The sequence below is a fragment of the Alteromonas sp. S005 genome (assembly GCF_036864475.1).
In the GTDB taxonomy this organism is placed as follows: Bacteria; Pseudomonadota; Gammaproteobacteria; order Enterobacterales; family Alteromonadaceae; genus Alteromonas.
On record NZ_JAZETN010000007.1, the window covers coordinates 1 to 22,564 of the forward strand.

Consider the following 22,564-nt stretch of genomic DNA (forward strand, 5'->3'; position numbering starts at 1 on the left):
ATAAAAGAAACCCGCCTTACGGCGGGTTTTTTGCGTTTGGAAGAAACAAAAATAGTGGGGTCAGAGTACGTTATTCCCCTTTCTCCCAGCAACAAAACCTCAAATTAGGGTCAGAGTACTTTATTACCTAGGTTACCAGAACCGAGACAAAGTACCCATGCCTTCTGGTACAGCTAAATCAGAGAAAAGTACTCTGACCCCACTATTTGCTGGGGTTATGCTTCGGTTTGTGGGGCTTGCTTCTATAGCGCTTCTTTCAAGAGTTCGAAACTGCACCGTAAAGTAATTGATACCTGCTGACATGTATTGATTTCTTGCTCATCTATCTTTTATTCACTAGTTTTAATATAAAGAGTCTAACGATAGTAAACGCTTCGACTTTTAGAAAGTGGCTTCCAATGTTCTTGAAAATTAGTTTGGCTGTTGTCTTGTTGTTTTTGTCGAGTTTTGTAAATGGACAGGAAGCAAGCGAACCTCTCAGTAAAGATAATACCATCGTACTTGGGGTAGTTGAGTTCCCTCCGTTGGTTATTAAAAATAATGAAGGGTTTGGTTGTCACGGCGACGCTGTAACTATTTCTAGGACGATTCTTGAGTTAGTAGGGTATAAAGTAATAGTAGAGTGCCCGCCTCCCGCTCGTCTTTTTAAGCGAATTCGACAAGGTAAAGTAGACATAACCCTTAATGTTAAAAGCACCAAAGCATTAGAAGACCATGTAACTTTTGTTGAAAAGCCGTTTAGCTACCTATCGTTAGTGTTGTTGACAAATACACACCTAGAGGGTAGCAAAACTGTCGCTGCAATAAGAGGTTATGATTATGTTGGGTTGAGGCAAGAACTTGCAGATAGCGGCTATACATTTTTTGATATGCCTAATAGTACTGACGCTATTCAACTGTTTCAATTTGCTCGCACAACGCACCTAGTAAGTTATGAAGCGCCTTATCTCTATCACATAGAACGTGACCCCGATAATGTTAGTGGTTTAACGGTATCAATGCGTCGCGATATTCCAACTTTCTTTGCTGTATCTAACAAGAGTAAAAGGAAATCTGAGTTAATCGAAAAACTAACAGGTCTATTTAAGCTTTCTGAAAGTAATACGGTGATCGAACAAATTCAAACTATGAATAAGTAACAGAACCGTCACTTTATAAATGATGAAGTGCTAGTAAGCGCTTTTGTGTACCTTAATAAATTTAAACAAAATCATTGATATAGTGTTTACTTGGAAAAAAGTTAACTTTTATGAAATTTCGTTGCGGGTAGGAAGGTCTTCTTAAGTACACGTGCTTACTGTACGTCAAACATGACTAATATTATTGAGGGTAGAACAATGAAACAAATCAAAAAATCATCAGTAGCGACAGCGTTGGGTGCAGTTGTAATTGGCTCTTTGGCGTCAACGGTTGCAGTAGCAGATGTAAATCCATTTGGTATGCAAGCATTAGAATCTGGTTACAGCCAATTCGCTGCGGAAGGCAAGTGTGGCGAAGGAAAATGTGGCGGCGACAAAGCAGAGAAAGAAGGCAAGTGCGGCGGCGACAAGAAAGCTGAAAAAGAAGGCAAGTGTGGCGAAGGTAAATGTGGCGGCGACAAAGCAGAGAAAGAAGGCAAGTGCGGCGAAGGTAAATGCGGCGGCGACAAGAAAGCAGAGAAAGAAGGCAAGTGTGGCGAAGGTAAGTGCGGCGGAGACAAGAAAGCTGACAAAGAAGGCAAGTGCGGCGAAGGTAAATGTGGCGGCGACAAGAAAGCTGGTAAAGAAGGCAAGTGCGGCGAAGGCAAATGCGGTAGCATGTAACCGCCATTCAAAAAACATCGTGTAGCTTGAAAAAGAATGATGAAGGCTACACGAGTTACGCTTAGCAAAAAATGGCTGTCGAATGATGGCCTTTTTTGTCTAGTAACGTACGTTACTATTGTGCAATCCCATGCGGTAAAGGGGAAGATATGAAAAACATCTGTGGCGCAGGTCTTGGGTTTCGTCGGGAAATGCTAAAAGCGCTTTTACCTACATTGCCATCTGAAGTCGATTTTTGGGAAGTAGCCCCTGAAAATTGGATCCCACTTGGTGGGAAGTACCAAGAACAATTTCAGCAAGCGTCTTCGCAAGCTCCCTTTACAACTCATGGTTTATCTTTGTCTATCGGAAGTAGCGACAAACTAGATGTCGAGTTTGTAAAAACCGTTAAGCGATTTTTAGATGCAAACAATATTGCATTGTATAGCGAGCACTTAAGCTTTTGTTCTGGCAACGGTCATATGTACGATCTGATGCCAATTCCTTTTACTGAAGACGCAATTAAGCACGTAGTATCTCGAATTGTTCAAGTTCAAGATATCATTGAACGACCGCTGGTCTTAGAAAATGTCTCTTATTACATTGCGCCAGGCCAAGAGATGGATGAACTTGAATTTACCAAGAGCATACTAAATGAATCGGGTTGCAAAATGCTTCTCGACGTAAACAATGTTTACGTGAACAGTATCAACCATAAATACGATGCGAAAGCGTTTATTAACGGCTTGCCCTCAGACAAAATTGTGTATGGCCATATTGCTGGTCATTATGATGAAGCAGAGGATTTGAAAGTTGATACTCACGGGGCTGATGTCATTGAGCCAGTTTGGGCGCTGATGGAGCATGCTTACCTCACTCACGGCGTATTTCCGACTTTGCTAGAGCGTGATTTTAATATTCCCCCGTTAAGCGAATTATTAGCGGAAGTGAAGAAAATTAAGCAAATTCAAGCAAAATGCGAAGCTGTTCGAGCATCAAACGTTAAAGGAAGTGTCGCGTGACTCAGTCATTTCAAACCACTCAAAAAACATTCGTTGATGCGATCAAAGACCCACAGACATTTTGTGATACCGACGCTGATCACATTCGTCGGATGAAAATCTATCAATCCCTGTTTTTTAACAACATCGATAATTTCGTCAGTACCGGTTTTCCCGTTTTAAAATCTATTGTGGTAAAACAGTATGGTGAAAAAGGATGGGAGAGTATTGTGCGTCAGTTTTTTATTGAGCACGAATGCCGCTCTCCTTATTTTGCTGAAATAAGTAAAGAGTTCGTTGAGTACCTTTCAACAGAGCCAACCTTCGATATTACTCTGCCTGACTTTGCTGCGGAGCTTGCTCACTATGAGTGGCTAGAGCTTGACGTTAGTATCAGAAAAAATGAAGTTAATGTTGAGTTCTATCAGCAAGAAAACAATGTTTCCGCCATTAGGGTGTCACCGTATGCCTCGTTGGCGGCATATCAGTTTGAAGTCCATTTAATTGGTGAAGATTATATCCCAGAGCAACCTGCCCAAGAACAGCAGTTTTACGTTGTTTACAGAGACCGTGAGTTTGACGTTCAATTTACTCATGTTAATCCGGTGACGGCTATTTTAGTCAACACGCTGGAACAAAATGAACTGGGAATGGAAATAGAGCAATTAGCGGAGTCGTTGTGCCAACAACTTCCCCAAATTCCTTCAAACGTGCTTATAAATGGTATGAACCAGACCCTCACTGACATGTTACAAAAAGGAATACTGCTTCCAGTATCCTAAGTAACCATTACTATTTACCTGCTTTATATTAAACTTTCGCCAGGATCTGGTCTGAAAGTGAGCGATCGATCATATTAGCGCTGTCAATCGGGCTTGCTTTCGATTAACATTTAGCACCATTTTTTTGTTCACAAAATTGTTTAGGTAGTGCAAATGGCTGACAATTCAGATTTCAAAGAAGTCTATAACAAGTGGTACTTTCTAGCATCGCTAGTAACTCTAATCGCGTTCCCGTTGATGCATATCATCGCCGGCTGGTTCACCTTCTGGTTATAACGCAGACATTCAAGGCATAATTGTGACTGCAGAATATATTAAATCAGTAGTGAAAACCGTACCTGACTATCCAAAGCCAGGTATTTTATTTAGAGATGTGACTAGCGTTTTAGAAGATCACAAAGCATTTAGTAGCTGTATCTCGTTACTTGTAGAAAAGTATCAAGGTATGGGATTTACCAAGATAGCAGGTACTGAAGCACGCGGGTTCCTTTTTGGTGCGCCATTGGCCATCGAAATGGGCATTGGTTTTGTTCCAGTGAGAAAACCCAACAAACTTCCTCGTGAAGTAGTTAGCGAGAGCTACGAGCTTGAATATGGCATGGATACATTGGAAATCCATAAAGATGCCATTGAGCCAGGTGATAAAGTCCTTCTTATTGACGATTTACTTGCAACTGGTGGAACGATAGCCGCTTCTGCGAAACTAATTCGTTCACTAGGCGGTGAAGTAAATCATGCAGGTTTTGTTATTAACTTACCGGACCTAGGTGGCGAGAAAAAATTGAGTACGCTTGATATAGAAAGCTACTCTATTTGTGAGTTTGAAGGCGAATAATTGCTATAAAGCATAACTAGCAAAAGGCGAAATACGTAATAATGAGTTATCAGGTACTAGCAAGGAAGTGGCGACCGGGCAAGTTCAGTGAACTTGTGGGTCAGGAACATGTTGTCTCTGCCATTTCAAATGCTTTGGATAACGATCGTCTACACCACGCTTATCTGTTTACAGGTACGCGAGGCGTAGGTAAAACTACCATTGCACGTATTTTTTCGAAAAGCCTTAACTGCGAAGAAGGACAAGGGGCAAACCCTTGCGGTCAATGTAACACCTGTAAAGAGATAGAGCAGGGGAACTACGTTGATTTGTTAGAGATTGACGCTGCATCAAGAACCAAAGTTGAGGATACTCGTGAGCTTCTTGATAACGTGCAATATAAACCCACTCGCGGGCGTTACAAAGTGTACCTTATCGATGAGGTACACATGCTTTCAAAACACAGCTTTAATGCGCTGTTAAAAACGCTGGAAGAGCCACCTCCACACGTTAAGTTTTTACTGGCGACCACCGATCCTCAAAAGCTTCCGATAACCATCTTATCCCGTTGCTTGCAATTTAACTTGAAAGCTATGTCTCGGGAGCAGATTGTTGGACAGCTGCAGCATATTTTAGAGCATGAACAGCTACCTTTCGAGCCACAAGCGCTAGCGCTTTTGGCAAGAGCCGCCCAAGGCAGTATGCGTGATGCGCTGAGTTTAACTGACCAAGCGATTGCTCAGGGCGGGAATCAAGTGCTGGCATCGGTGGTAACCGATATGCTTGGTCTGATGGACAAGAACCAGTTGCTTAAAGTGGTTCATGCGGTAGTAAGTAAAAGTCCTGCTGATGTATTGCAGTTGGTCAATGACATCGCAGAGCAAGCCCCCGATTATGACAACGTACACAGCGAATTGGCTAGCCTGCTGCACCAAATAGCGTTAACCCAGTGGGTGCCTGAAGCATGTAAGCTAGAAACCACATCGGCTAAAGCGATATTTCAATTAGCGAAAACTATTCCAGCAGAGCAAGTGCAGTTGCTTTATCAAATCGCGCTGCAAGGAAGAAAAGACCTACCGTTTGCTGCGGATGGAAAAAGTGCGTTCGAAATGACATTGATGCGAATGATGGCATTTGCTCCAAACACCCCCATCGACGACACCGCAAGTGAAATTGAAAACGGGAGGAGTGAGCATAGTTTACCTGTAGATCATGCTTCTTCCAGTGGTGGCCCGGGAAACGTCGGTAAGCAGGAGGAAGCGCCGTTAAGCGAAACTTCTGCAACCAAGGTGCAGGAGGAGACGCCTTCACATCTATCAGTTGAATCTGCCTCTGCTCAGTCGTCAGAAAGTGCGCCATCTACCCCTGATTCACTCGCTGCATCAATAATTGAAAAAGAGAAGCAAGAACGGCCTCTATCGACGTCTCAATTTGAGCCACGGCAAGAGCAGGAATATGCCGTTGTTGATGAAAGCGAGTTGCGTGGTAGTGATACTCTGTCGGCGCTACCTCATTCAGAGTCAGGTGCAACGTCGATTCAAACAACAGCACTTGAGCGTGATGCTCCACATGATGATGAATCCGTAAAGCCAGCTCCAACTTCGTCTATTGAAGAACTACCCGTAGAAAACACCGCGGTACAAACAGAAAGCGTTGCCGCAGAGCTTAAACTATCGCCAAGTGAAGTCAGTGCGCCTCATAACGAAGCAGCACAACATTTCGATGGGCCTCCGTTAGATGCTTACATGGATGATATGCCACCTCCGTCAGAAGATGATGGCTCTTTAAGTATTGATGGTTTTCATGACGCTGAAGGCTCTTATGACGCTGAGGGCTCTTATGACGTTGAGGGCTCTCATAACGCTAAAGGCTCTGATAAAACCAGCGATTCGTTGGCGCACGAGAATGAAGCGTCCTCATTAACCGCCGAAGAGCAGCTTACTTCTACGGCTGATATGTTGGCACTTCGTCAGAAGTTAAAGCAAAGGAAAGTACAAGACGCAGAAGCAAAAAGTACCAGCGCAGCAAATGCTAAGACCGAAAGTGCAAGTGATATTCAAGCGCGTTTTACAAGAAGTAAAGCCGACGCTTTGAGCACAGCACAAGCTGCAAATGAAATTAGCAAGAGTGATGACAATAGTGCTGAGCAGGACAGTGCCGGTAACGAAATTGAGACTGATGATGTAGACCCTATTGGGTCTGGGGACAGCCCTTTGTCCTTAAATAGTGGCTCTGAGCTTCCAAGTCATAGACCTGAGCCTGCAGGCAAAAGCCCTGAGCCTATCGATGGTAATTCAGAGTACAAAGGCAATACCACTGCACACGATGAAGAGCCTCAACAAAGTGCAAATTCAGGCTTACCTTTAGACAGCTTTCAGGCTTACTCTTCTGACGCTTTGCAAACTGGTGAATCTGAAAGGAATCATGCTAGCGGAAACGACACGAGTGACTTTACTTTAGATGAATTTGAAGAGGATATGCCTTTTTCAAATGACGATGCTGAAGCGGAGCCAAGTCAAGTAAGGCCTAACGAAGATGTGCCTCTTTGGGCTACAGATTACGATAATCAGGCACCTCAACATGAGGCCCATTTAAATAGTCATGCAAATTACGACAATACTCCAGAACAAGCGAATAATGGCGGCGAGCGTTCTTTTGCACGGGATGCACTCAATTTTGACACGCCACTAAGCAGTACCTATGACGGGCAGTTAAAAGCCTACTTGAGTGATGGAAGCAAGTTAACTCACGCAAGCCAGATTGACGAGTGGAGCAATCTAGTTGAGCAAATGCCGGTTGCCGGTCTACTCAAACAATTGGTGCTGCACGCATCATTTTCTCGAGCGGGCAATCAAGTGTCCCTTGAAATTGACCACAGTCAGACGCATTTATTAAATGATAGTGCGAGAAAGCAATTGGTTGATGCAATTCATCATGGGGTGGGTGAAAACGTTGAAGTAAATATCACGTTAGGTGAACCAGCATCTACACCTTTTGCGTTACAACAAGAGATTCATGCCATGCGCCACGCGCATGCACACTCGGTGATTAAAACCGACGATACAATTCAAGCATTGCTATCGACTTTCGATGCGTCAGTGCTAACCGATTCGGTTAAAGCGCGATAGCAAAATTATTAACACCAAAACGAAGCGAGACAAAAATTATGTTTAAAGGTGGAATGGGCAATATCATGAAGCAGGCGCAGCAAATGCAAGAGCGCATGCAAAAAGCACAAGATGACCTAGCTAAAATTGAAGTAACCGGTGAAGCGGGTGCAGGCATGGTTAAAGTAACCATGACGTGTAATCATAATGTACGCCGTGTAGACATTGATGATTCATTGATGGACGATGACAAAGACATGGTTGAAGACTTGGTTGCCGCAGCCTTTAATGACGCGGTCCGTCGCGTTCAAGAGACGAGCAAAGAGAAGATGGGTGATGTAACTGGCGGTATGCCATTACCTCCTGGCTTCAAAATGCCGGGTTTCTAGACCTTAAACATTCATACGCGCTGGGCTTTAATGCATCAGCAAGTGGTAAGTTCTTATGAAGCTCTGGTTCTATACCGGAGCTTTTTAACATTCGCTCTTCATATTTGACGCACCTAATGATCTTCTAATTACACCCGGCGCTAAATCTAATTCGCCAGCATAGACTCGAGCAACGGCATTTCCATCCCATTATTCACGCTTTTCATCCTAAACACACACGTTTGTTTATATCTACACTAATATTAATAAAAGCGCATAAAAAGTTTAGGTTAACCAATTCCTAGTCTATATTTAAATTGCTTTGCTCTTAAAGTTTTTCTATGGAGTGTTTTCTAAAAATTGATAGAAGTTAGACTTTTGATAGAGTCGTCTAAAAAATGGGTTGGAACAAATATAATGCACAACAAAGCTAGCGAACTTTTATCATTAGTGAATCAATGCGATAAAGAACCGATTCATCTTTTAGGTAAGATACAGAAGCACGGTTTCATGATTATTGTTGATAAAGCGGGCGTGGTTACCCATTTATCCGAGAACCTAGAGCATTTCGCTAATGTGTCTCGTGATAACCTAATCGGTCAAAGTCTGTGGGACTTACTCGACCGCAAACTTGTGCATGCTATTCGAGGCGCGCAGAGCCAGGCGATGATTCTTAGTAAAGCAACCTACCTTCATTCAATTTCAATACCGTATTTTGAAGACAAATTCGACTTGTGTATTCATCAAAGTGCCGAACATTTAATTCTTGAATTTGAAAAGCTAGAAAGTGCTGGCAAATACGAGGGCGTTATCACTGCGCTTATGGCTCAAATGTCAATGTTTTCTGAGCTTGATGACCTTTATCAAGGTTTGGTTGAAAGTGTAAGAACAGCGACGGGCCATGATAGGGTAATGCTCTATCAATTTTTAGCAGACGGTTCAGGCGAGGTGATTGCTGAGTCTACCACTAGCGATATGACGCCTTTTCTGGGGTTGCGTTATCCTGCCTCTGATATCCCTCGCCAAGCAAGACAGCTTTATAAGAAAAACCTAATTAGAACCATATCTGATGTCAATGGCGAAACCTACAACATTGTAGGCAAAGGTAAAGAAAATACAGACTCTATCGACCTTTCACTTTCACGTCTAAGGGCGGTGTCCGAAGTGCATATTCAATATCTTAAGAATATGAAAGTTGGCGCTTCTATGTCGATATCGCTTATTGTTGAAGGCGAATTGTGGGGACTAATTGCTTGTCATCACAACAGTAAAAAAGTCATTCCTGGCCGGTTAGTCGCTCAGCTAGAGCTTTTTGCAGAAATGTTTTCACTAGAATTATCGAGAAGGCTTGTTAATGAACGCATAAGGGTTAGTGAAAAAGCGAATGCTACTTTTACCCGCGTACTTAGTAATCTTTCTTTGGGCAGGTCATTAAACAATGCCATTGCAGAACAACTTTCTTTGCTTAAGACGCTCATAGATATCGACGGCATAGGCTGTATTTTTAGCAGTGAATATACTAAATCGGGTGCCGCATTTAGCTCTCGGAAAATCAAGCGGCTCACAGCAATACTAGCCGAACTTCCCGATGAGGAAATTCACCAATTTGATAATTTGGCCGACATTGATGATTCGTTAGCAGATACTCAAGTGGCAGGGGTTTTAGCACTTAAAATCTCTAGTCAGCCAATGGACTATATTTTTCTTTTTAGAAACTCAGTGGTCAACCAAGTGTCTTGGGCGGGCAATCCTTCGAAGCGTGTTGAATTGAAGGACGGTGAAGAGGTACTTACTCCACGGGCGAGTTTTGAGAAATGGGTAGAGACTAATGAGTCAACCTCTACTCCTTGGACCACGCTCGATATTGAACGTGCTAAATCTATTAGACTCGGAGTGATGGAATTAACAATTCGCCATTTACACGAAAAAGAGCAATTGCAACGTGAGGCGAAAAAAAGGCTCGAGTTACTCATTGGTGAATTGAATCATCGAGTTCGCAATATCTTGAATTTAGTAAGCGCGATTATTGGACAGACATCTCAAAATAAGAAAGATATCGATGAATTTGTTATCTCCTTATCGTCAAGAATTTCAGCGCTTGCTCTTGGCCATGACCAGCTAACGCATGCCTCGTACAACAGCGTAAGATTCAAGGATCTACTTCATAACGAGCTTAAGGCTTATATGATCAAAGAGTCGTCTTTTAAAATAGAAGGGCCTGATATATACCTGGTGCCCTTTGCTGTTACGCCAATAGTGTTAGTTTTTCACGAGATGATTACCAATGCAGCGAAATATGGAGCCTTAAGTGCGACAAGTAACGATGGAAAGGTGGCGATAACCTGGGACTTAGATGAAAAAGGCTGCATTATTAAATGGGAAGAGCTAGGAGGCCCGCCCTTACATGGCTTAGGCGAAGAAGGGTTCGGGATGACGGTTATAAAATCAGTTATTCCCCATGAACTTAAAGGAAAGACGTCATTGAGTACTAAAATCACAGGGCTCAATGCAGAGTTTCTCATTCCCCGTAAATATATAAAGTTTGGAAATCGCCAAACAAGCACTCATGATGCGACTCATGACGAAAAGCCTCAAGCCGACAGTAAAGCTAACACCGAAAAAATCCTCACAAGCGCCCTTATCGTTGAAGACAACCTGCTTATATCGCTAGACCTTAAAAAACACCTCAAACAATTGGGCATTGATAAGATCGATATCTTTGGTGACATTAATTCAGCGAGAGCGGCATTAGCGAAAGTTAAACCTTCAATGATGTTTCTAGACGTTCACCTGGGGAATGAAAATACCTTTCAGTTAGGCATCGAGATACAAAAATTATCAATCCCTTTTCTTTTCATTACGGGCTATGGAGCAGCAATAGAACTTCCAGACGAGTTATCTGATGTGGATATATTAACTAAGCCCGTCGACACTGCATTGTTAAAGCGCTCTATCGAAGCTTTTGGTTTCAAGGTGTAAATTTGTGACTGATTTTACTCGCCCCCTGATACTTATTGTTGAAGACAATTTAGTAGAAGCGATGAACGTTAAAAAGGCGCTCACTGAAGCAGATATGCGGGTATTGGGCATAGCAAAAACGGAAAGCGAATTGTACGCGTTAGTTGAAAAAAGTATTCCCGACCTAATTTTGATGGACATCGATTTGGGTGGTTCAGATACTGGTATTAGAATTGCGAAAAGCGTTACAGAAAGGTTTAAAGTGCCAGTAGTATTTAGTACCTCTTACTGCGATGACACGACAATATCTAATGCGCTCGCAATCTCCCCTTATGGATATCTCGTAAAACCTTACGGAGTGCTATCGCTTACAACAACTATTCAAGTTGCGCTGGAAAGGAAAAAAACCGAGAAAGCGCTTGCCTCTTCTAATAGGCGTTTCGCAATGGCCTCAAAAATTGCGAAGTTAGGCGTACTAGAAGTTGATACTTCTACTCAGTCTGTCGTTATAGAAAGTGTAGAAAATCTTTTTGATTTTCCAAGCAAAATGCCAATATCCAGTTTCCTTTCGTTGTTTCCCGAAGAAAAGGAAGTTGAGTTAAAAGAGGTGATAAAGTTCAAGTCGAATTACCGTACAACGTTGCAGCTAAAAGGTGAAGGGCAACCGACTAAATGGTTTCAGATTGTCCTTTCTGATATAGGGTGGGGAGAAGACTATGTTCAGATTGGTGCCATACAAGATATATCAATCCTACAGAACGCTCAGTCAAACCTGAACGTTGCGGATAAGATTGTAAGTGAAATTAAAGAAGGTGTTTTAGTCTGTGATGCTGAAGGACTTATAGTAAAAGCTAACCAATCCTTATGCGAGATGCTAAGCACCCAAGCCGAGCATCTAATATCTACTCACATTAACAATGTTTTCCCTAACGCACGGAAACTAGACCCTCGCCCAGACTATCTGGTAGACGGTTTAAGGACAGAGCTCACTATTGTAAAAGAAGGACGAAGGTTTCATTTGACTATGTCGGTAACCTCATTCGAACTTGATAGCGGGGAAACTAATTTTGTCGCTATTCTAACCGATGTTTCAGAGCTAAAGTCATCCGAAAGTCAACTTAAGTACCTGGCATTCACTGACGCTCTTACCGGTGCAGGGAACCGTAACTTTTTGAACAATATTGTCGAGACTTATAGTGAATCATGTGAGCCCTGCTCAATCATTTTTATCGATATCGATGAATTCAAGCTAATAAATGATACTCATGGGCATGAGGTGGGAGACGAGATATTAAGAGCATGCGCGAGCCGATTTAAAGCTGCACTGCGAGATGATGATACTGTGATTAGGTTTGGCGGTGACGAATTCGTTGTTGTAACAAGCACTACCTGTCATAAGCTTTTGAAAAAAATGACCTCGCGGTTATCTTCTTCACTGAACAAAATGTTTAATACAACATCAGGCGACTTTCAAATTACAGCAAGTATTGGTCTAGCGTCATCTACAGAAAATATCTCGCCAACAGAGCTGCTAAAAAATGCCGATATCGCAATGTTTTCAGCAAAACAAGGCGGAAAAAACAATATTGTCACATTCAGCGAAAATCTTTCGAAAAATATCGAGTATAGGCTGTTTATCCAACAAGGGCTCAAAAGTGCGATTCAAAATAAACAAATTACCGCTTATTTTCAGCCTATAATAGATTCTAACGGAGAGGTTTTAGCCGTGGAGGCGTTAGCTCGCTGGCACATACCCAGTCATGGTCCAATTAGCCCCGATAAGTTTATTCCTATAGCTGAACGCACAAAGCATATTCACGATATTGGGTTACTAATGCTAGACGAAGTCTGTTTTGCAATCAAAGCATTAAACGGATGGGGTTTTTCAACCGTAAAATTTAACCTAAATATGTCAGCGGTACAGTTGCAAAATGATGGTGTTGTAGAGCTGTTTGCTGAACGTTTTGCTTTCCATAATATAGATCCTGGACGCATAGTCATCGAAATCACTGAATCCACGCTTCAAAGTGCAAAGGCAAGAGACGTACTTACCAAGATTAAAGCTCTTGGCGTCATTGTTTCTATCGATGACTTTGGTACAGGCTTTTCTTGCATATCAGAGTTAGCTGACGAAACGTATGACGCTATCAAAATTGATCGCTCACTTCTGCCTGGTTTCCCACTGCAAAATAAGCGAGAAAAACGCAGAGCGCTTATCATCGAGAATGTAGTATCTATGTGTGTGAAACTAGGTATGCCTTGCACGTTAGAAGGCTTAGAAACCATTGAGCAGGTATCTTTCGCCAAAGAGATTGGTGCCAAAGCCATGCAGGGGTACTATTTTACAAAGCCTTTGAACTTGGTCGGATTAATGGAATATCTTCAAGCGGAACATTCTTCACCGCTTGTCCACATTTCATAAAACGACGAGTTGTAGTGAAGGAGTAGCCACAAGTACTATTATTTTACGTCATCAGAAACTTACCTGTCGCACTAAATCGTTCCTTCGCTTAGAATTGGTCTTTAATCTGACCTTATTCGTTATATTATTGATTCTTTATTCCCTCCACCGTTTTGACAGTTTTTTCTCATAAACAGCGCAGGGAAAATGTAAAACCAATCACCCTAAATAGAGGTTTGTAGTGCTAAGGAAAGGCTTAGTTATCACCACGGTTCTTTTGCTTCCTATCGCCGCCGTGTTGTTTTTTATGAGTGTGCATGAACTGTTTAAGATGAAAACGGTAACGGTAGATCCAAAACTCAAGGAAATTTCTGGAATAGAATTCGACAAATATAAAAGGCTCTGGGCTATTAACGATAGCGGTGACGGTCCGATTCTATATATGTTGAACAAAGATGGCAGCATAGAAAGAGAGGTGACGGTTTCAAATGCTAAAAATGTTGATTGGGAAGACATGACACAAAACAGTTTTGGTCATTTTTTCTTGGGAGACTTTGGCAACAATGACAACAAACGTCGCTGGCTTACTATTTATAAAATTGAAAACCCTATCGATATCGAGGGAGATAGCACGGAAGCAGAGATTATTAAGTTTACCTATCCTGAAATGGGAAAAGGTAAAGTAAAGCCTGAAGATAAAAATTACGATTTAGAAGCTTTTGTGGAATACAAGCGCAACCTATACTTATTCACGAAGAATAGAACAAAGCCATTTGATGGCATTACTAAATTATACAAAGTGGGCGATCACGCGGCGAATTTCGACGCGCAGTTAATTGGAGAATTTAAAACCTGTACCACACTAGAAAAGCTATGTTGGATAACGTCTGCGGCGATAAGCCCTGATAGAACAAAGCTGGTATTATTAGATTCAACCAGCTTGTGGTTATTTGAGAATTTTGAAGGTGATAATTTCTTTAGCGGCGATGTATCTCGTATCGACCTCGGTGTAGTAACGCAAAAAGAGGCCGTAACTTTCTATGATGACAACACTCTTGTGTTCACAGACGAAGAATACAAAGGCCTGTTTGGCGGCAATGTATACGAAGTTAAACTCGACCAAGTGAAGCGTAACGTGATTAAATACCGCGAAAGCCCGAAACTAACCGAACAAATACCTAAGCAGTAAACATTATGAAGTTCAGCCCGCTACTCTCAGAACTAATACAGGCATTGACCTGTCTTCCCGGCGTAGGCAATAAGAGCGCCCAACGAATGGCATTTCACCTTCTAGAGCGAAATCGCACGGGTGCGATTGATTTAAGCAATGTGCTACATAATGCCATGGAGCACATTCATCATTGTAAGCGTTGCAGAACGTTCACGGAAGATGAGCTATGCGATATTTGTCGCCACCCAGAAAGAGAAGCGAGCGGTTTATTATGTATCGTAGAAAGTCCCCAAGATGTATTAGCAATAGAGCAAACGCTCAGTTATAAAGGCCAGTATTTTGTATTGATGGGACATTTATCTCCTATAGATGGTGTTGGGCCTGAGGAAATTGGTTTAACCGAGCTTGAGGCGCGCTTAGCCGCTGGTGGGATAAATGAAGTTATCCTAGCCACAAACCCAACCGTAGAAGGTGAGGCAACGGCGCACTACATCGCTCAGCTATGCACAAGTCACAATGTAGACGCTTCTCGCATTGCTCATGGTGTACCGGTTGGGGGAGAACTTGAATACATTGACGGTAATACACTTACCCACGCTTTTTCAGGTCGCCGCAAACTTTAACTAAGATACAGAGCGTTTTAAACATGTAAAATAACACGCTCTCTTTTTATAAAATCTTTGCTTCATTTCCAATTTAATTCCTACCTATTCGCTCGTTATACAAGTGGTATTGACCTTTTCTCGTAAAAGTTTGCGAATAGAAAATAAATTTTCGTTCTAAACGTTGAAAAGTGCGTTGAGTGACCTTACCTGTTTAACATCAAACGTGATCCATTCAACGAGGAGATATTGGATTATGGCTGAAGCAGCCCACAAAGAAACCCACGGTTTTCAAACAGAAGTAAAACAGCTTCTTCAACTGATGATTCACTCTTTGTATTCAAACAAAGAAATTTTTCTACGCGAGCTTGTGTCAAACGCGGCAGATGCGGCAGATAAACTGCGTTTTCGCGCGTTAGAAAATGATAGCTTGTACGAAAACGATGGTGAATTAAACGTAAAACTTAGCGTTGATAAAGAAGCGAACACGGTTACGATCACTGACAATGGTATTGGTATGACTCGTGATGAAGTCATCGCCAACCTAGGTACTATAGCCAAATCTGGTACGAAAGATTTCTTTAGCAAGCTTTCAGGCGATAGTGCAAAAGACTCGCAGCTTATTGGTCAGTTCGGTGTAGGTTTCTACTCAGCATTTATCGTTGCGGACAAAGTTACTGTACGTACTCGCGCGGCTGGTGCTGATGCATCTACTGGTGTTGAATGGGTTTCAGATGGTGAAGGTGAGTTCACTATCGCTGAAATCAACAAGCCGACTCGCGGCACAGAGATTACGCTTCACCTTCGAGAAGATGAAAAAGAATTTGCCGATACATGGCGTCTACGCTCAATTGTAAGCAAATACTCAGACCACATCAGTATTCCTGTACAAATGTGGAAAGATGAAGTGCCAGAGAGTGAAGGTCCGGATGGTGAGAAAATTGAAGCTCAGCCTGGCGAGTGGGAAGTGGTTAACAAAGCCACCGCGCTGTGGACTCGTGAAAAGTCTGAAATTACGGATGAAGAGTACAACGAGTTCTATAAACATATCTCTCATGACTTCGCTGATCCGCTAGCATGGGCGCACAATAAAGTAGAAGGTAAAACTGAGTACACCAGCTTACTTTACATTCCTTCTAAAGCGCCTTTCGATATGTGGAACCGCGACCAAAACCATGGTCTTAAGCTTTACGTTCAGCGCGTTTTCATCATGGATGACGCAGAGCAGTTTATGCCGACTTACCTGCGTTTTGTGAAAGGCTTGCTAGATAGCAACGACCTTCCGCTAAACGTGTCTCGTGAAATTCTTCAAGACAACAAAATTACCCAAGCTCTTCGTCAAGGTTGTACTAAGCGTGTTCTACAGATGCTTGAGAAGATGGCTAAGAACGACAGCGATAAGTACCAGTCGTTCTGGAACGAGTTTGGTAATGTACTAAAAGAAGGCCCAGCGGAAGATTTCAGTAACCGTGAGAAAATTGCTGGTCTATTGCGTTTTGCATCTACCCACGGAGAATCTGACGCACAAACGGTTTCATTAGCTGATTATATTGAGCGAATGAAAGAAGGTCAGGATAAGATTTACTATGTGACTGCAGACAGCCTGCAAGCGGCTAAGTCTAGCCCACACCTTGAGATTTTCCGTAAGAAGGGAATCGAAGTATTGTTAATGGGCGAGCGCATTGACGAATGGCTAATGTCTCACCTAACTGAGTTTAACGAGAAACAATTTGTTTCTATCGCGAAAGGAAACTTAGATTTAGGCGACTTAGAAGATGAAGAGTCTAAGAAAGCGCAAGAAGAAGCAGAAAAAGAAGTAGAAGGCGTTCTAGAGCGAGCGAAAACAGCACTAGGTGACAAGGTTGTAGACGTTAAGTTCACGCACCGTCTTACTGACTCTCCTGCCGTTATTGTTGCCGACGACAATGGTATGACTACACAGATGATGAAGTTGATGCAGGCGGCTGGCCAGACCGTGCCAGATGTGAAGTATCACTTTGAACTTAACCCAGAACATAGCCTAGTTAAACTGCTTGCAGACACGCAAGATGAAGAGCTATTCAACCAGTGGGTTGGTGTGTTGTTCGACCAAGCAGCACTGTCAGAACAGGGCAGTTTGAAAGACCCTTCTACGTTTGTTCAAAACTTGAACACATTGTTGATGAAGTTGGCTAAATAGTCGAGTGAACAATAAGGTTTACATTTAAAAACGGGCACGATGCCCGTTTTTTTATGTCTACTACTAACAAAAATAAATCGGGCTGCTTTATTGTGCTATATTTTGGCAGTCAAAAATTGCTAGTTAATCACTTAACACTTTCAAAATTCATGCTTTTAAGATGAATTATTGGGCGATTGGCTTATGGGTATAGACTTAAATTTATAAACACGCCTATAAGCTGAACATATATTCGCCATTAGTCTTAAGATTAACTTTACGGTACTTCTTACACTTGTCACTACAGTGTTGAATGTGTAAAGTGCCCGAAGTAAAAAGTTTAAAAATCATAAGCGGAGAACGCACTTATGCGAATCATTCTTCTCGGCGCTCCTGGCGCGGGTAAGGGCACACAAGCTCAGTTCTTGATGGGCAAATATGGCATTCCACAAATTTCAACGGGCGATATGCTTCGTGCTGCAATTAAAGCAGGTACAGAGCTAGGTCTAGAAGCTAAGCGTGTAATGGACGAAGGCAAGCTAGTGTCTGATGAGATCATCATTGGCCTAGTTAAAGAGCGTATTGCACAAGATGACTGCAAAGACGGCTTCTTGTTAGATGGTTTTCCTCGTACCATCCCACAAGCTGATGCAATGAAGGAAGCAGGTGTTTCTGTTGACCACTGCATTGAGTTTGATGTTCCAGATGATGTAATTGTTGAACGTATGGGCGGTCGTCGCGTACACCCAGCATCGGGCCGCGTTTATCACGTTGTTTACAATCCGCCTAAGGTGGAAGGTAAAGACAATGAAACAGGCGACGATCTAATTGTTCGTGACGACGACAAAGAAGAAACTGTACGCAAGCGTCTTGCGATTTATCATGAGCAAACTAAGCCGCTTGTAAACTACTACAGTGCTGAAGCTGACGCTGGAAACTGTGAATACCACAAGCTTGACGGTACACGTCCAGTTGAAGAAGTGAGTGCTGAATTAGCAGAGCGTTTAGGTTAATCGCCGACAACGTTTATAAAAGGTCGCTTAGGCGGCCTTTTTTGTTGCTTGTAACTTATTAGCGGATAACGTTTAATAGCCTCTAATAGACGTAAGGTTTAATCCCTGATTAAAACTACGCGTTATAACGATAACATGTGGAGTAAACCATGGTTTTGCCAATTACGGCGTTTTACGCCAGCTTATTGGGTATTTGTTACCTGTACTTGTCGTTTTTAGTTATTGGTGCCAGGCGTCGTCATCAAGTGGGTATAGGCGACGGAGGTCATGAAGATCTTAGTCGACTAGCCAGAGCCCACGGTAATTTTAGTGAGTACGTGCCTATTACTCTCATTATGATCGCGTGTTTCGAAGCCAATACGGGCCAAGTATGGGCTGTTCACGCTCTAGGAAGTGCGTTGTTATTTGGTCGTGTTTTCCATGCTTATGGACTAGGGCGTCACTCAGGCGTTAGCTGGCAGCGCTTTGCGGGCATGATATTGACGTTTCTTGCTATGTTATGTGCCGCGATTGGAAACCTCGTGCTTATTCACTTTGGTTTGTAAGGTAGTATCTGCCATAGGTTTATTTAAAAAGCGCTCATGGCAAAATAGTGCCAGCGAGCGCTTTTTCTTTTGAGCTACTTTTAGAAACGATAAGTTAGTTTAGAGTAAACAAAGCGGCCACGCGGGTTGTGCACGCCGCCTACATAACCGTAAAGGTCGCTATCACCGTTACCGATGGCAAATGGTGGCTCTTCATCCAGTAAGTTGTTTGAACCAATCACTAAGCGAAGGTTATCGCTGTAGTTGTAACCAATCTGCAAATCAACCAACATTTGCGAATCAACGGTTCTTGAGGTGTTTTCTTCAAAGTCCAATACACCGTCGAAGTTAATGTCTGGTGTATCTTCAAATTCACCAATAAAACTGATGTTCAAGTTGGCATCAAACGCGCCTTTTGACCATGTTGTGCCGAACAACCAGCGGTGTTCTGGATAACCATACTCACCTGTGTAGTCTAGACCATCTTTTTCAAACTCGTTCATATAAGACCAATCTAGGTTAAAGCGCACGTTACCGTATTCTTGAAGTTCCATGCTGTAATTAGCACTGAAGTCTACACCAGAGGCTTCCTGTGACGATACGTTTTGGTAAGTGTTGAAAATTTTCTGAATAACCCCTAGTGACTCACCTTGCTGCGGGTCTAGACGAACACAGATTGTGCTGTCTTGATTATTACACTCTGCGTCGTAAACCAACCCAAACTGCTGTTCGTCAATTTTGTTGTCTTGGGTAATGCTCCATACATCAATACTCAAGCCGAGTTCTTGAATAGGAGCGTAGATAACACCTACGTTCCAAGATTCTGACTCTTCTGCATCTAGATCCGGATTACCTGCAAACTCGATGTTGTAATCTAGGGATTCACAGTCTTGACCGGTGGCATCACAGCGATATTGATCTACAAAAAATACGCTTTTCTGCGATGGACCAAGGCCAACTTGTGCAAGAGATGGTGCTCTAAACCCTTGTGCCCAAGAACCTCGCACTGTCACTTCATCGCTTGGAGCCCAACGTAACGCAATCTTAGGGTTGGTAGTGCTGCCAAAGTCACTGTAGTGGTCATAACGGCCTGCTAACTGAAGTTCTAACTCATCAGCCAACGGAATTGAAAGCTCTAAATACGCAGCATACTGGTCACGTTCGGCTGAAGCTGATACTGACTCAGTACCAAAGATCAGACCGCGTTGGAATTGGACGTCAGGCACGTCAGATACTTGCTCTTCACGATACTCAACACCTGCAGCCATCATGACTACATCGTCGCCAAAATCAAAGGCTTCGCCCGTAATATGTGCATCGACACTGGTCATTCGAGACTCACCGCGGCGCACTAAACTAGTAGTAATTTCGTCTATAACGCTTTGCGGGTTAGTTACGCCGCCAAATGGGTTGTAGTTGCCAAGATCAATTTGCTCTTGTAACCAATCAACGCGAACCCAGCCCTGTGACTGATCGCCACTTTGCTCTGAACGGCTGCGCCCTTTTTGTACTGACGCTTCCCAATCATAATCGCTAAATGTACCGCGTAGCCCTGCGACTAAACGAAGGGTATCGGACTCAATGTCCCAACGACGTGCGCCAGCATCAACAGGTCGGTAGCGACCTATCTCAATGTCTTGACCAAACGGATTATCTGGGTGAGTACCTGGAACGGTCAAGCCAGCGTCTTCATCAAGTGGGGTTGCTGCACCGCCTGCTTCAGACGTGTTGTGCTGCATAGCTACTTCCATAAACGCTGTGGTTTCATCGCCAATTTTGTAATCAAATTGACCGATGAAGCCTACACGCTCCGAAGCGGGGATGGTAAGACCGAAAGGGCCGTAGTCGAACAAGCAACTACCAGAAGCCGTAGCGCTATCCTCTGGGCAGTCTGGATCGATGGTTTTGACGCCATCTACATAAAAGTAGCCAGGGTAACCTCGGGAAGAACGAAAATCCATACCGCCATAAGGCGATTGATTCGCGGTACCAAAACGTCCTATTTCATCAGCACCTAGCGTGCTGTTGTTAAAATAGTCAATGATAACAGTAGCACTGCTTTTCTCGCTTTGAGAGCCCCACAATAGACTTGCGGTTGTTTCATCGTAACTAGGGCCTGTAGTGCCACCGTAACCTGCATTAAGCTCTAGCCCTTCGAAATCTTTCTTAAGTACTACGTTAACTACACCCGCAACCGCGTCAGAGCCGTAAATTGCTGAAGCACCGTCTTTTAGAATATCAATACGTTCAATGGCTGAAACGGGAATAGAGTTAATATCTACAAATGAATTGGTAATACTTTCCGCAAATGCGCTGATGGCCACGCGGCGACCATTAATCAACACCAGCGTCGCATCAGGCCCCATGCCTCTTAGTGATACGGCTGCTGAGCCGTTGGCGGTGGAGTCTTGGCTGTTATTGCGCGTTGAAAAAGTTCCCGCGCCGGTAGCAGGCATACGCTCAAGTAGCTGCTGAAGGTTTTCGTAACCCATACCGTCAATCATAGTTGCATCAATTGATTGAATAGGTGAGGGGCCTTCCATATCTGTACGCTTAATACGAGAGCCGGTCACTGCAATTCGTTCAAGGTTGGCTGCTTCTTCGTCAGCTTGCTGTGCATATGCAGGAGAAAAAGAGGTAATTCCTGAAAGTGCTAATCCCACTGCAATTGCACTTACTTTACGACCTTGTTTCATTATTATTTCCTTATTGTCCATTTTACTTGTTGTGTGTTTTGCAGCTTATCTATGCTGCAAAATTATCAATAACATTCCTTATACTAAAGTTGCAATAGCGTAAAATGCGAAAGATGTGACACTTGGTTACAAAGTGTGTAAAGCAAGACTTACTTCAGAGTATTAGGCTCTTTTAATTAGAATAGTTAAAAGAAGATGTAGATAGCCTGAAAATAGCGGGATAGCGTGGAATGTTTCGACCATAAAACTATAAGCCTGTGGTTAAATTACAGGCAAAAATTAGCGGATATTTTGTAATAGTTTGAAGGAGAGATGATTGGTTTTAATTTTTCAACAGCCGTTGAAGATAAGCAGCTTTTGAATATCTAAGCAGCTCACTACTGACGCAAATTTAAGCGCATGTAAATGTCCTATAGTTTTTTTAAACGAAAGGCTTAACCTAGCTGCGCTTATTGAAGCGCAACAAAAACTCTGTCTTTTCTGGGTAAATACTTATTATGTGTGTCTAAAGAAAATGCAATGGACGTCGCTTTGCCTTGAACCTCCTCAACTGGAAAAAAACCATAGTAGCGGGAATCTACGCTATTGTTTCTATTGTCTCCCAGAGCAAGGACATGAGCTTTTGGTACGGTAACCACATCGAAACTATTAGCGAAGCTCGGTATTGGATTAAGCGCAATAGTGCGATGTTGGCCTAGAATGGTTTCAGAATACAATTGACCACCTGTCGGATTTAATGCTGCCTTTTCACCGTTTATAAAAAGTACATTGTTTTTTAGCTCAACTTTATCACCCGCTATGGCAATAACTCGCTTTATGAGCCTTGTATTAGCAGCGTTGCTGTCGATAATTACAATATCGCCGCGTTTGATACCGCCAGTTTGAGCAACGACAACATCGGTAAAGGGAAGTTCTAACGTATATGCCGATTTATCAACAACCACCCGATCCCCAACCATTATTGTTGGTTCCATAGAGCCGCTGGGAACGTGATACCAGTCAGCTACACTGCTTCTAAATGAGAAGAGCAAAACGATAAATAGAATAAAAGGCAGGTTGTTTTTAACGTTTTGCTTGATGTTTGTCACAATCGCATTCTCACTATTAGCATCTGGTAAATTCATTTAAAAGCTTTGAAAGCCTTCTCTATACTTGATATAGAGATCATTGTGGTGCGTTCGTTCAATT

At 42.8% G+C, this 22,564-nt stretch carries 18 protein-coding genes; 15 read left to right on the top strand and 3 right to left on the bottom strand.

Features of this window, described 5'->3' with window-relative positions; genetic code table 11:
• Positions 1 to 132: 132 nt before the first annotated feature.
• The gene (locus V7R55_RS10035; protein ID WP_334059341.1) at positions 133 to 303 is read right to left on the bottom strand and encodes a hypothetical protein; all 171 of its coding nucleotides are present in this window, start codon (positions 301 to 303) and stop codon (positions 133 to 135) included.
• Positions 304 to 398: 95 nt separating this feature from the next.
• On the opposite strand from V7R55_RS10035, the gene V7R55_RS10040 reads away from it, so the two are divergent.
• The 15 genes from V7R55_RS10040 (at position 399) to V7R55_RS10110 (ending at position 18,701) form a co-directional block, all read left to right on the top strand.
• Positions 399 to 1,139 carry a transporter substrate-binding domain-containing protein gene (locus tag V7R55_RS10040; protein ID WP_334059342.1) on the top strand — a complete coding sequence of 247 codons (741 nt, stop codon included), beginning with the start codon at positions 399 to 401 and terminating at the stop codon, positions 1,137 to 1,139.
• Between the two features lie 198 nt (positions 1,140 to 1,337).
• The gene (locus tag V7R55_RS10045) at positions 1,338 to 1,802 is read left to right on the top strand and encodes an HvfA family oxazolone/thioamide-modified RiPP metallophore (RefSeq protein ID WP_334059343.1); all 465 of its coding nucleotides are present in this window, start codon (positions 1,338 to 1,340) and stop codon (positions 1,800 to 1,802) included.
• A gap of 149 nt (positions 1,803 to 1,951) precedes the next feature.
• Positions 1,952 to 2,803 carry an HvfB family MNIO-type RiPP peptide maturase gene (locus V7R55_RS10050; RefSeq protein ID WP_334059344.1) on the top strand — a complete coding sequence of 284 codons (852 nt, stop codon included), beginning with the start codon at positions 1,952 to 1,954 and terminating at the stop codon, positions 2,801 to 2,803.
• Positions 2,800 to 3,564 carry an HvfC family RiPP maturation protein gene (locus V7R55_RS10055; RefSeq protein WP_334059345.1) on the top strand — a complete coding sequence of 255 codons (765 nt, stop codon included), beginning with the start codon at positions 2,800 to 2,802 and terminating at the stop codon, positions 3,562 to 3,564. Before V7R55_RS10050 ends, V7R55_RS10055 begins: the two co-directional genes overlap by 4 nt.
• Positions 3,565 to 3,717: 153 nt before the next feature.
• On the top strand, positions 3,718 to 3,840 hold the full coding sequence (locus tag V7R55_RS10060; RefSeq protein WP_256253717.1) for a hypothetical protein: 123 nt from the start codon (positions 3,718 to 3,720) through the stop codon (positions 3,838 to 3,840).
• Between the two features lie 22 nt (positions 3,841 to 3,862).
• A complete protein-coding gene (apt, locus tag V7R55_RS10065; protein ID WP_014950051.1) occupies positions 3,863 to 4,399 on the top strand; it encodes an adenine phosphoribosyltransferase in 537 nt (178 codons plus the stop codon).
• Between the two features lie 41 nt (positions 4,400 to 4,440).
• Entirely contained in the window at positions 4,441 to 7,506 is a 3,066-nt protein-coding gene (gene dnaX, locus V7R55_RS10070) for a DNA polymerase III subunit gamma/tau (RefSeq protein WP_334059346.1), read from the top strand.
• A gap of 38 nt (positions 7,507 to 7,544) precedes the next feature.
• Positions 7,545 to 7,874, top strand: coding sequence for a YbaB/EbfC family nucleoid-associated protein (locus V7R55_RS10075; protein WP_334059347.1), 330 nt, complete (start codon positions 7,545 to 7,547; stop codon positions 7,872 to 7,874).
• A gap of 396 nt (positions 7,875 to 8,270) precedes the next feature.
• Entirely contained in the window at positions 8,271 to 10,832 is a 2,562-nt protein-coding gene (locus tag V7R55_RS10080; protein ID WP_334059348.1) for an HWE histidine kinase domain-containing protein, read from the top strand.
• A gap of 4 nt (positions 10,833 to 10,836) precedes the next feature.
• Positions 10,837 to 13,233, top strand: a complete 2,397-nt coding sequence (locus V7R55_RS10085; protein WP_334059349.1) for an EAL domain-containing protein — start codon at positions 10,837 to 10,839, stop codon at positions 13,231 to 13,233.
• Between the two features lie 220 nt (positions 13,234 to 13,453).
• The gene (locus V7R55_RS10090) at positions 13,454 to 14,401 is read left to right on the top strand and encodes a hypothetical protein (protein ID WP_334059350.1); all 948 of its coding nucleotides are present in this window, start codon (positions 13,454 to 13,456) and stop codon (positions 14,399 to 14,401) included.
• Between the two features lie 5 nt (positions 14,402 to 14,406).
• Positions 14,407 to 15,006: a recombination mediator RecR gene (gene recR / locus V7R55_RS10095; protein ID WP_039222833.1), complete on the top strand. Its 600-nt coding sequence runs from the start codon at positions 14,407 to 14,409 to the stop codon at positions 15,004 to 15,006.
• 235 nt (positions 15,007 to 15,241) lie between these two features.
• The gene (htpG, locus tag V7R55_RS10100; protein ID WP_334059351.1) at positions 15,242 to 17,164 is read left to right on the top strand and encodes a molecular chaperone HtpG; all 1,923 of its coding nucleotides are present in this window, start codon (positions 15,242 to 15,244) and stop codon (positions 17,162 to 17,164) included.
• A gap of 347 nt (positions 17,165 to 17,511) precedes the next feature.
• A complete protein-coding gene (adk, locus tag V7R55_RS10105) occupies positions 17,512 to 18,156 on the top strand; it encodes an adenylate kinase (protein WP_334059352.1) in 645 nt (214 codons plus the stop codon).
• A 149-nt stretch (positions 18,157 to 18,305) separates the two neighbouring features.
• Positions 18,306 to 18,701 carry an MAPEG family protein gene (locus tag V7R55_RS10110; RefSeq protein ID WP_334059353.1) on the top strand — a complete coding sequence of 132 codons (396 nt, stop codon included), beginning with the start codon at positions 18,306 to 18,308 and terminating at the stop codon, positions 18,699 to 18,701.
• Between the two features lie 80 nt (positions 18,702 to 18,781).
• On the opposite strand, the gene V7R55_RS10115 is transcribed toward V7R55_RS10110, so the two are convergent.
• The gene (locus tag V7R55_RS10115; protein ID WP_334059354.1) at positions 18,782 to 21,376 is read right to left on the bottom strand and encodes a TonB-dependent receptor; all 2,595 of its coding nucleotides are present in this window, start codon (positions 21,374 to 21,376) and stop codon (positions 18,782 to 18,784) included.
• Positions 21,377 to 21,825: 449 nt separating this feature from the next.
• On the bottom strand, positions 21,826 to 22,500 hold the full coding sequence (gene lepB, locus V7R55_RS10120) for a signal peptidase I (RefSeq protein WP_334059355.1): 675 nt from the start codon (positions 22,498 to 22,500) through the stop codon (positions 21,826 to 21,828).
• Positions 22,501 to 22,564 lie beyond the last annotated feature (64 nt).

Coding starts and splice junctions, on each gene's coding strand:
- V7R55_RS10035 (WP_334059341.1), bottom strand. CDS start 303: ATGTCAGCAGGTATCAATTACTTTACGGTGCAGTTTCGAACTCTTGAA.
- V7R55_RS10040 (WP_334059342.1), top strand. CDS start 399: ATGTTCTTGAAAATTAGTTTGGCTGTTGTCTTGTTGTTTTTGTCGAGT.
- V7R55_RS10045 (WP_334059343.1), top strand. CDS start 1,338: ATGAAACAAATCAAAAAATCATCAGTAGCGACAGCGTTGGGTGCAGTT.
- V7R55_RS10050 (WP_334059344.1), top strand. CDS start 1,952: ATGAAAAACATCTGTGGCGCAGGTCTTGGGTTTCGTCGGGAAATGCTA.
- V7R55_RS10060 (WP_256253717.1), top strand. CDS start 3,718: ATGGCTGACAATTCAGATTTCAAAGAAGTCTATAACAAGTGGTACTTT.
- dnaX (WP_334059346.1), top strand. CDS start 4,441: ATGAGTTATCAGGTACTAGCAAGGAAGTGGCGACCGGGCAAGTTCAGT.
- V7R55_RS10075 (WP_334059347.1), top strand. CDS start 7,545: ATGTTTAAAGGTGGAATGGGCAATATCATGAAGCAGGCGCAGCAAATG.
- V7R55_RS10080 (WP_334059348.1), top strand. CDS start 8,271: ATGCACAACAAAGCTAGCGAACTTTTATCATTAGTGAATCAATGCGAT.
- recR (WP_039222833.1), top strand. CDS start 14,407: ATGAAGTTCAGCCCGCTACTCTCAGAACTAATACAGGCATTGACCTGT.
- htpG (WP_334059351.1), top strand. CDS start 15,242: ATGGCTGAAGCAGCCCACAAAGAAACCCACGGTTTTCAAACAGAAGTA.
- adk (WP_334059352.1), top strand. CDS start 17,512: ATGCGAATCATTCTTCTCGGCGCTCCTGGCGCGGGTAAGGGCACACAA.
- V7R55_RS10110 (WP_334059353.1), top strand. CDS start 18,306: ATGGTTTTGCCAATTACGGCGTTTTACGCCAGCTTATTGGGTATTTGT.
- V7R55_RS10115 (WP_334059354.1), bottom strand. CDS start 21,376: ATGAAACAAGGTCGTAAAGTAAGTGCAATTGCAGTGGGATTAGCACTT.
- lepB (WP_334059355.1), bottom strand. CDS start 22,500: ATGAATTTACCAGATGCTAATAGTGAGAATGCGATTGTGACAAACATC.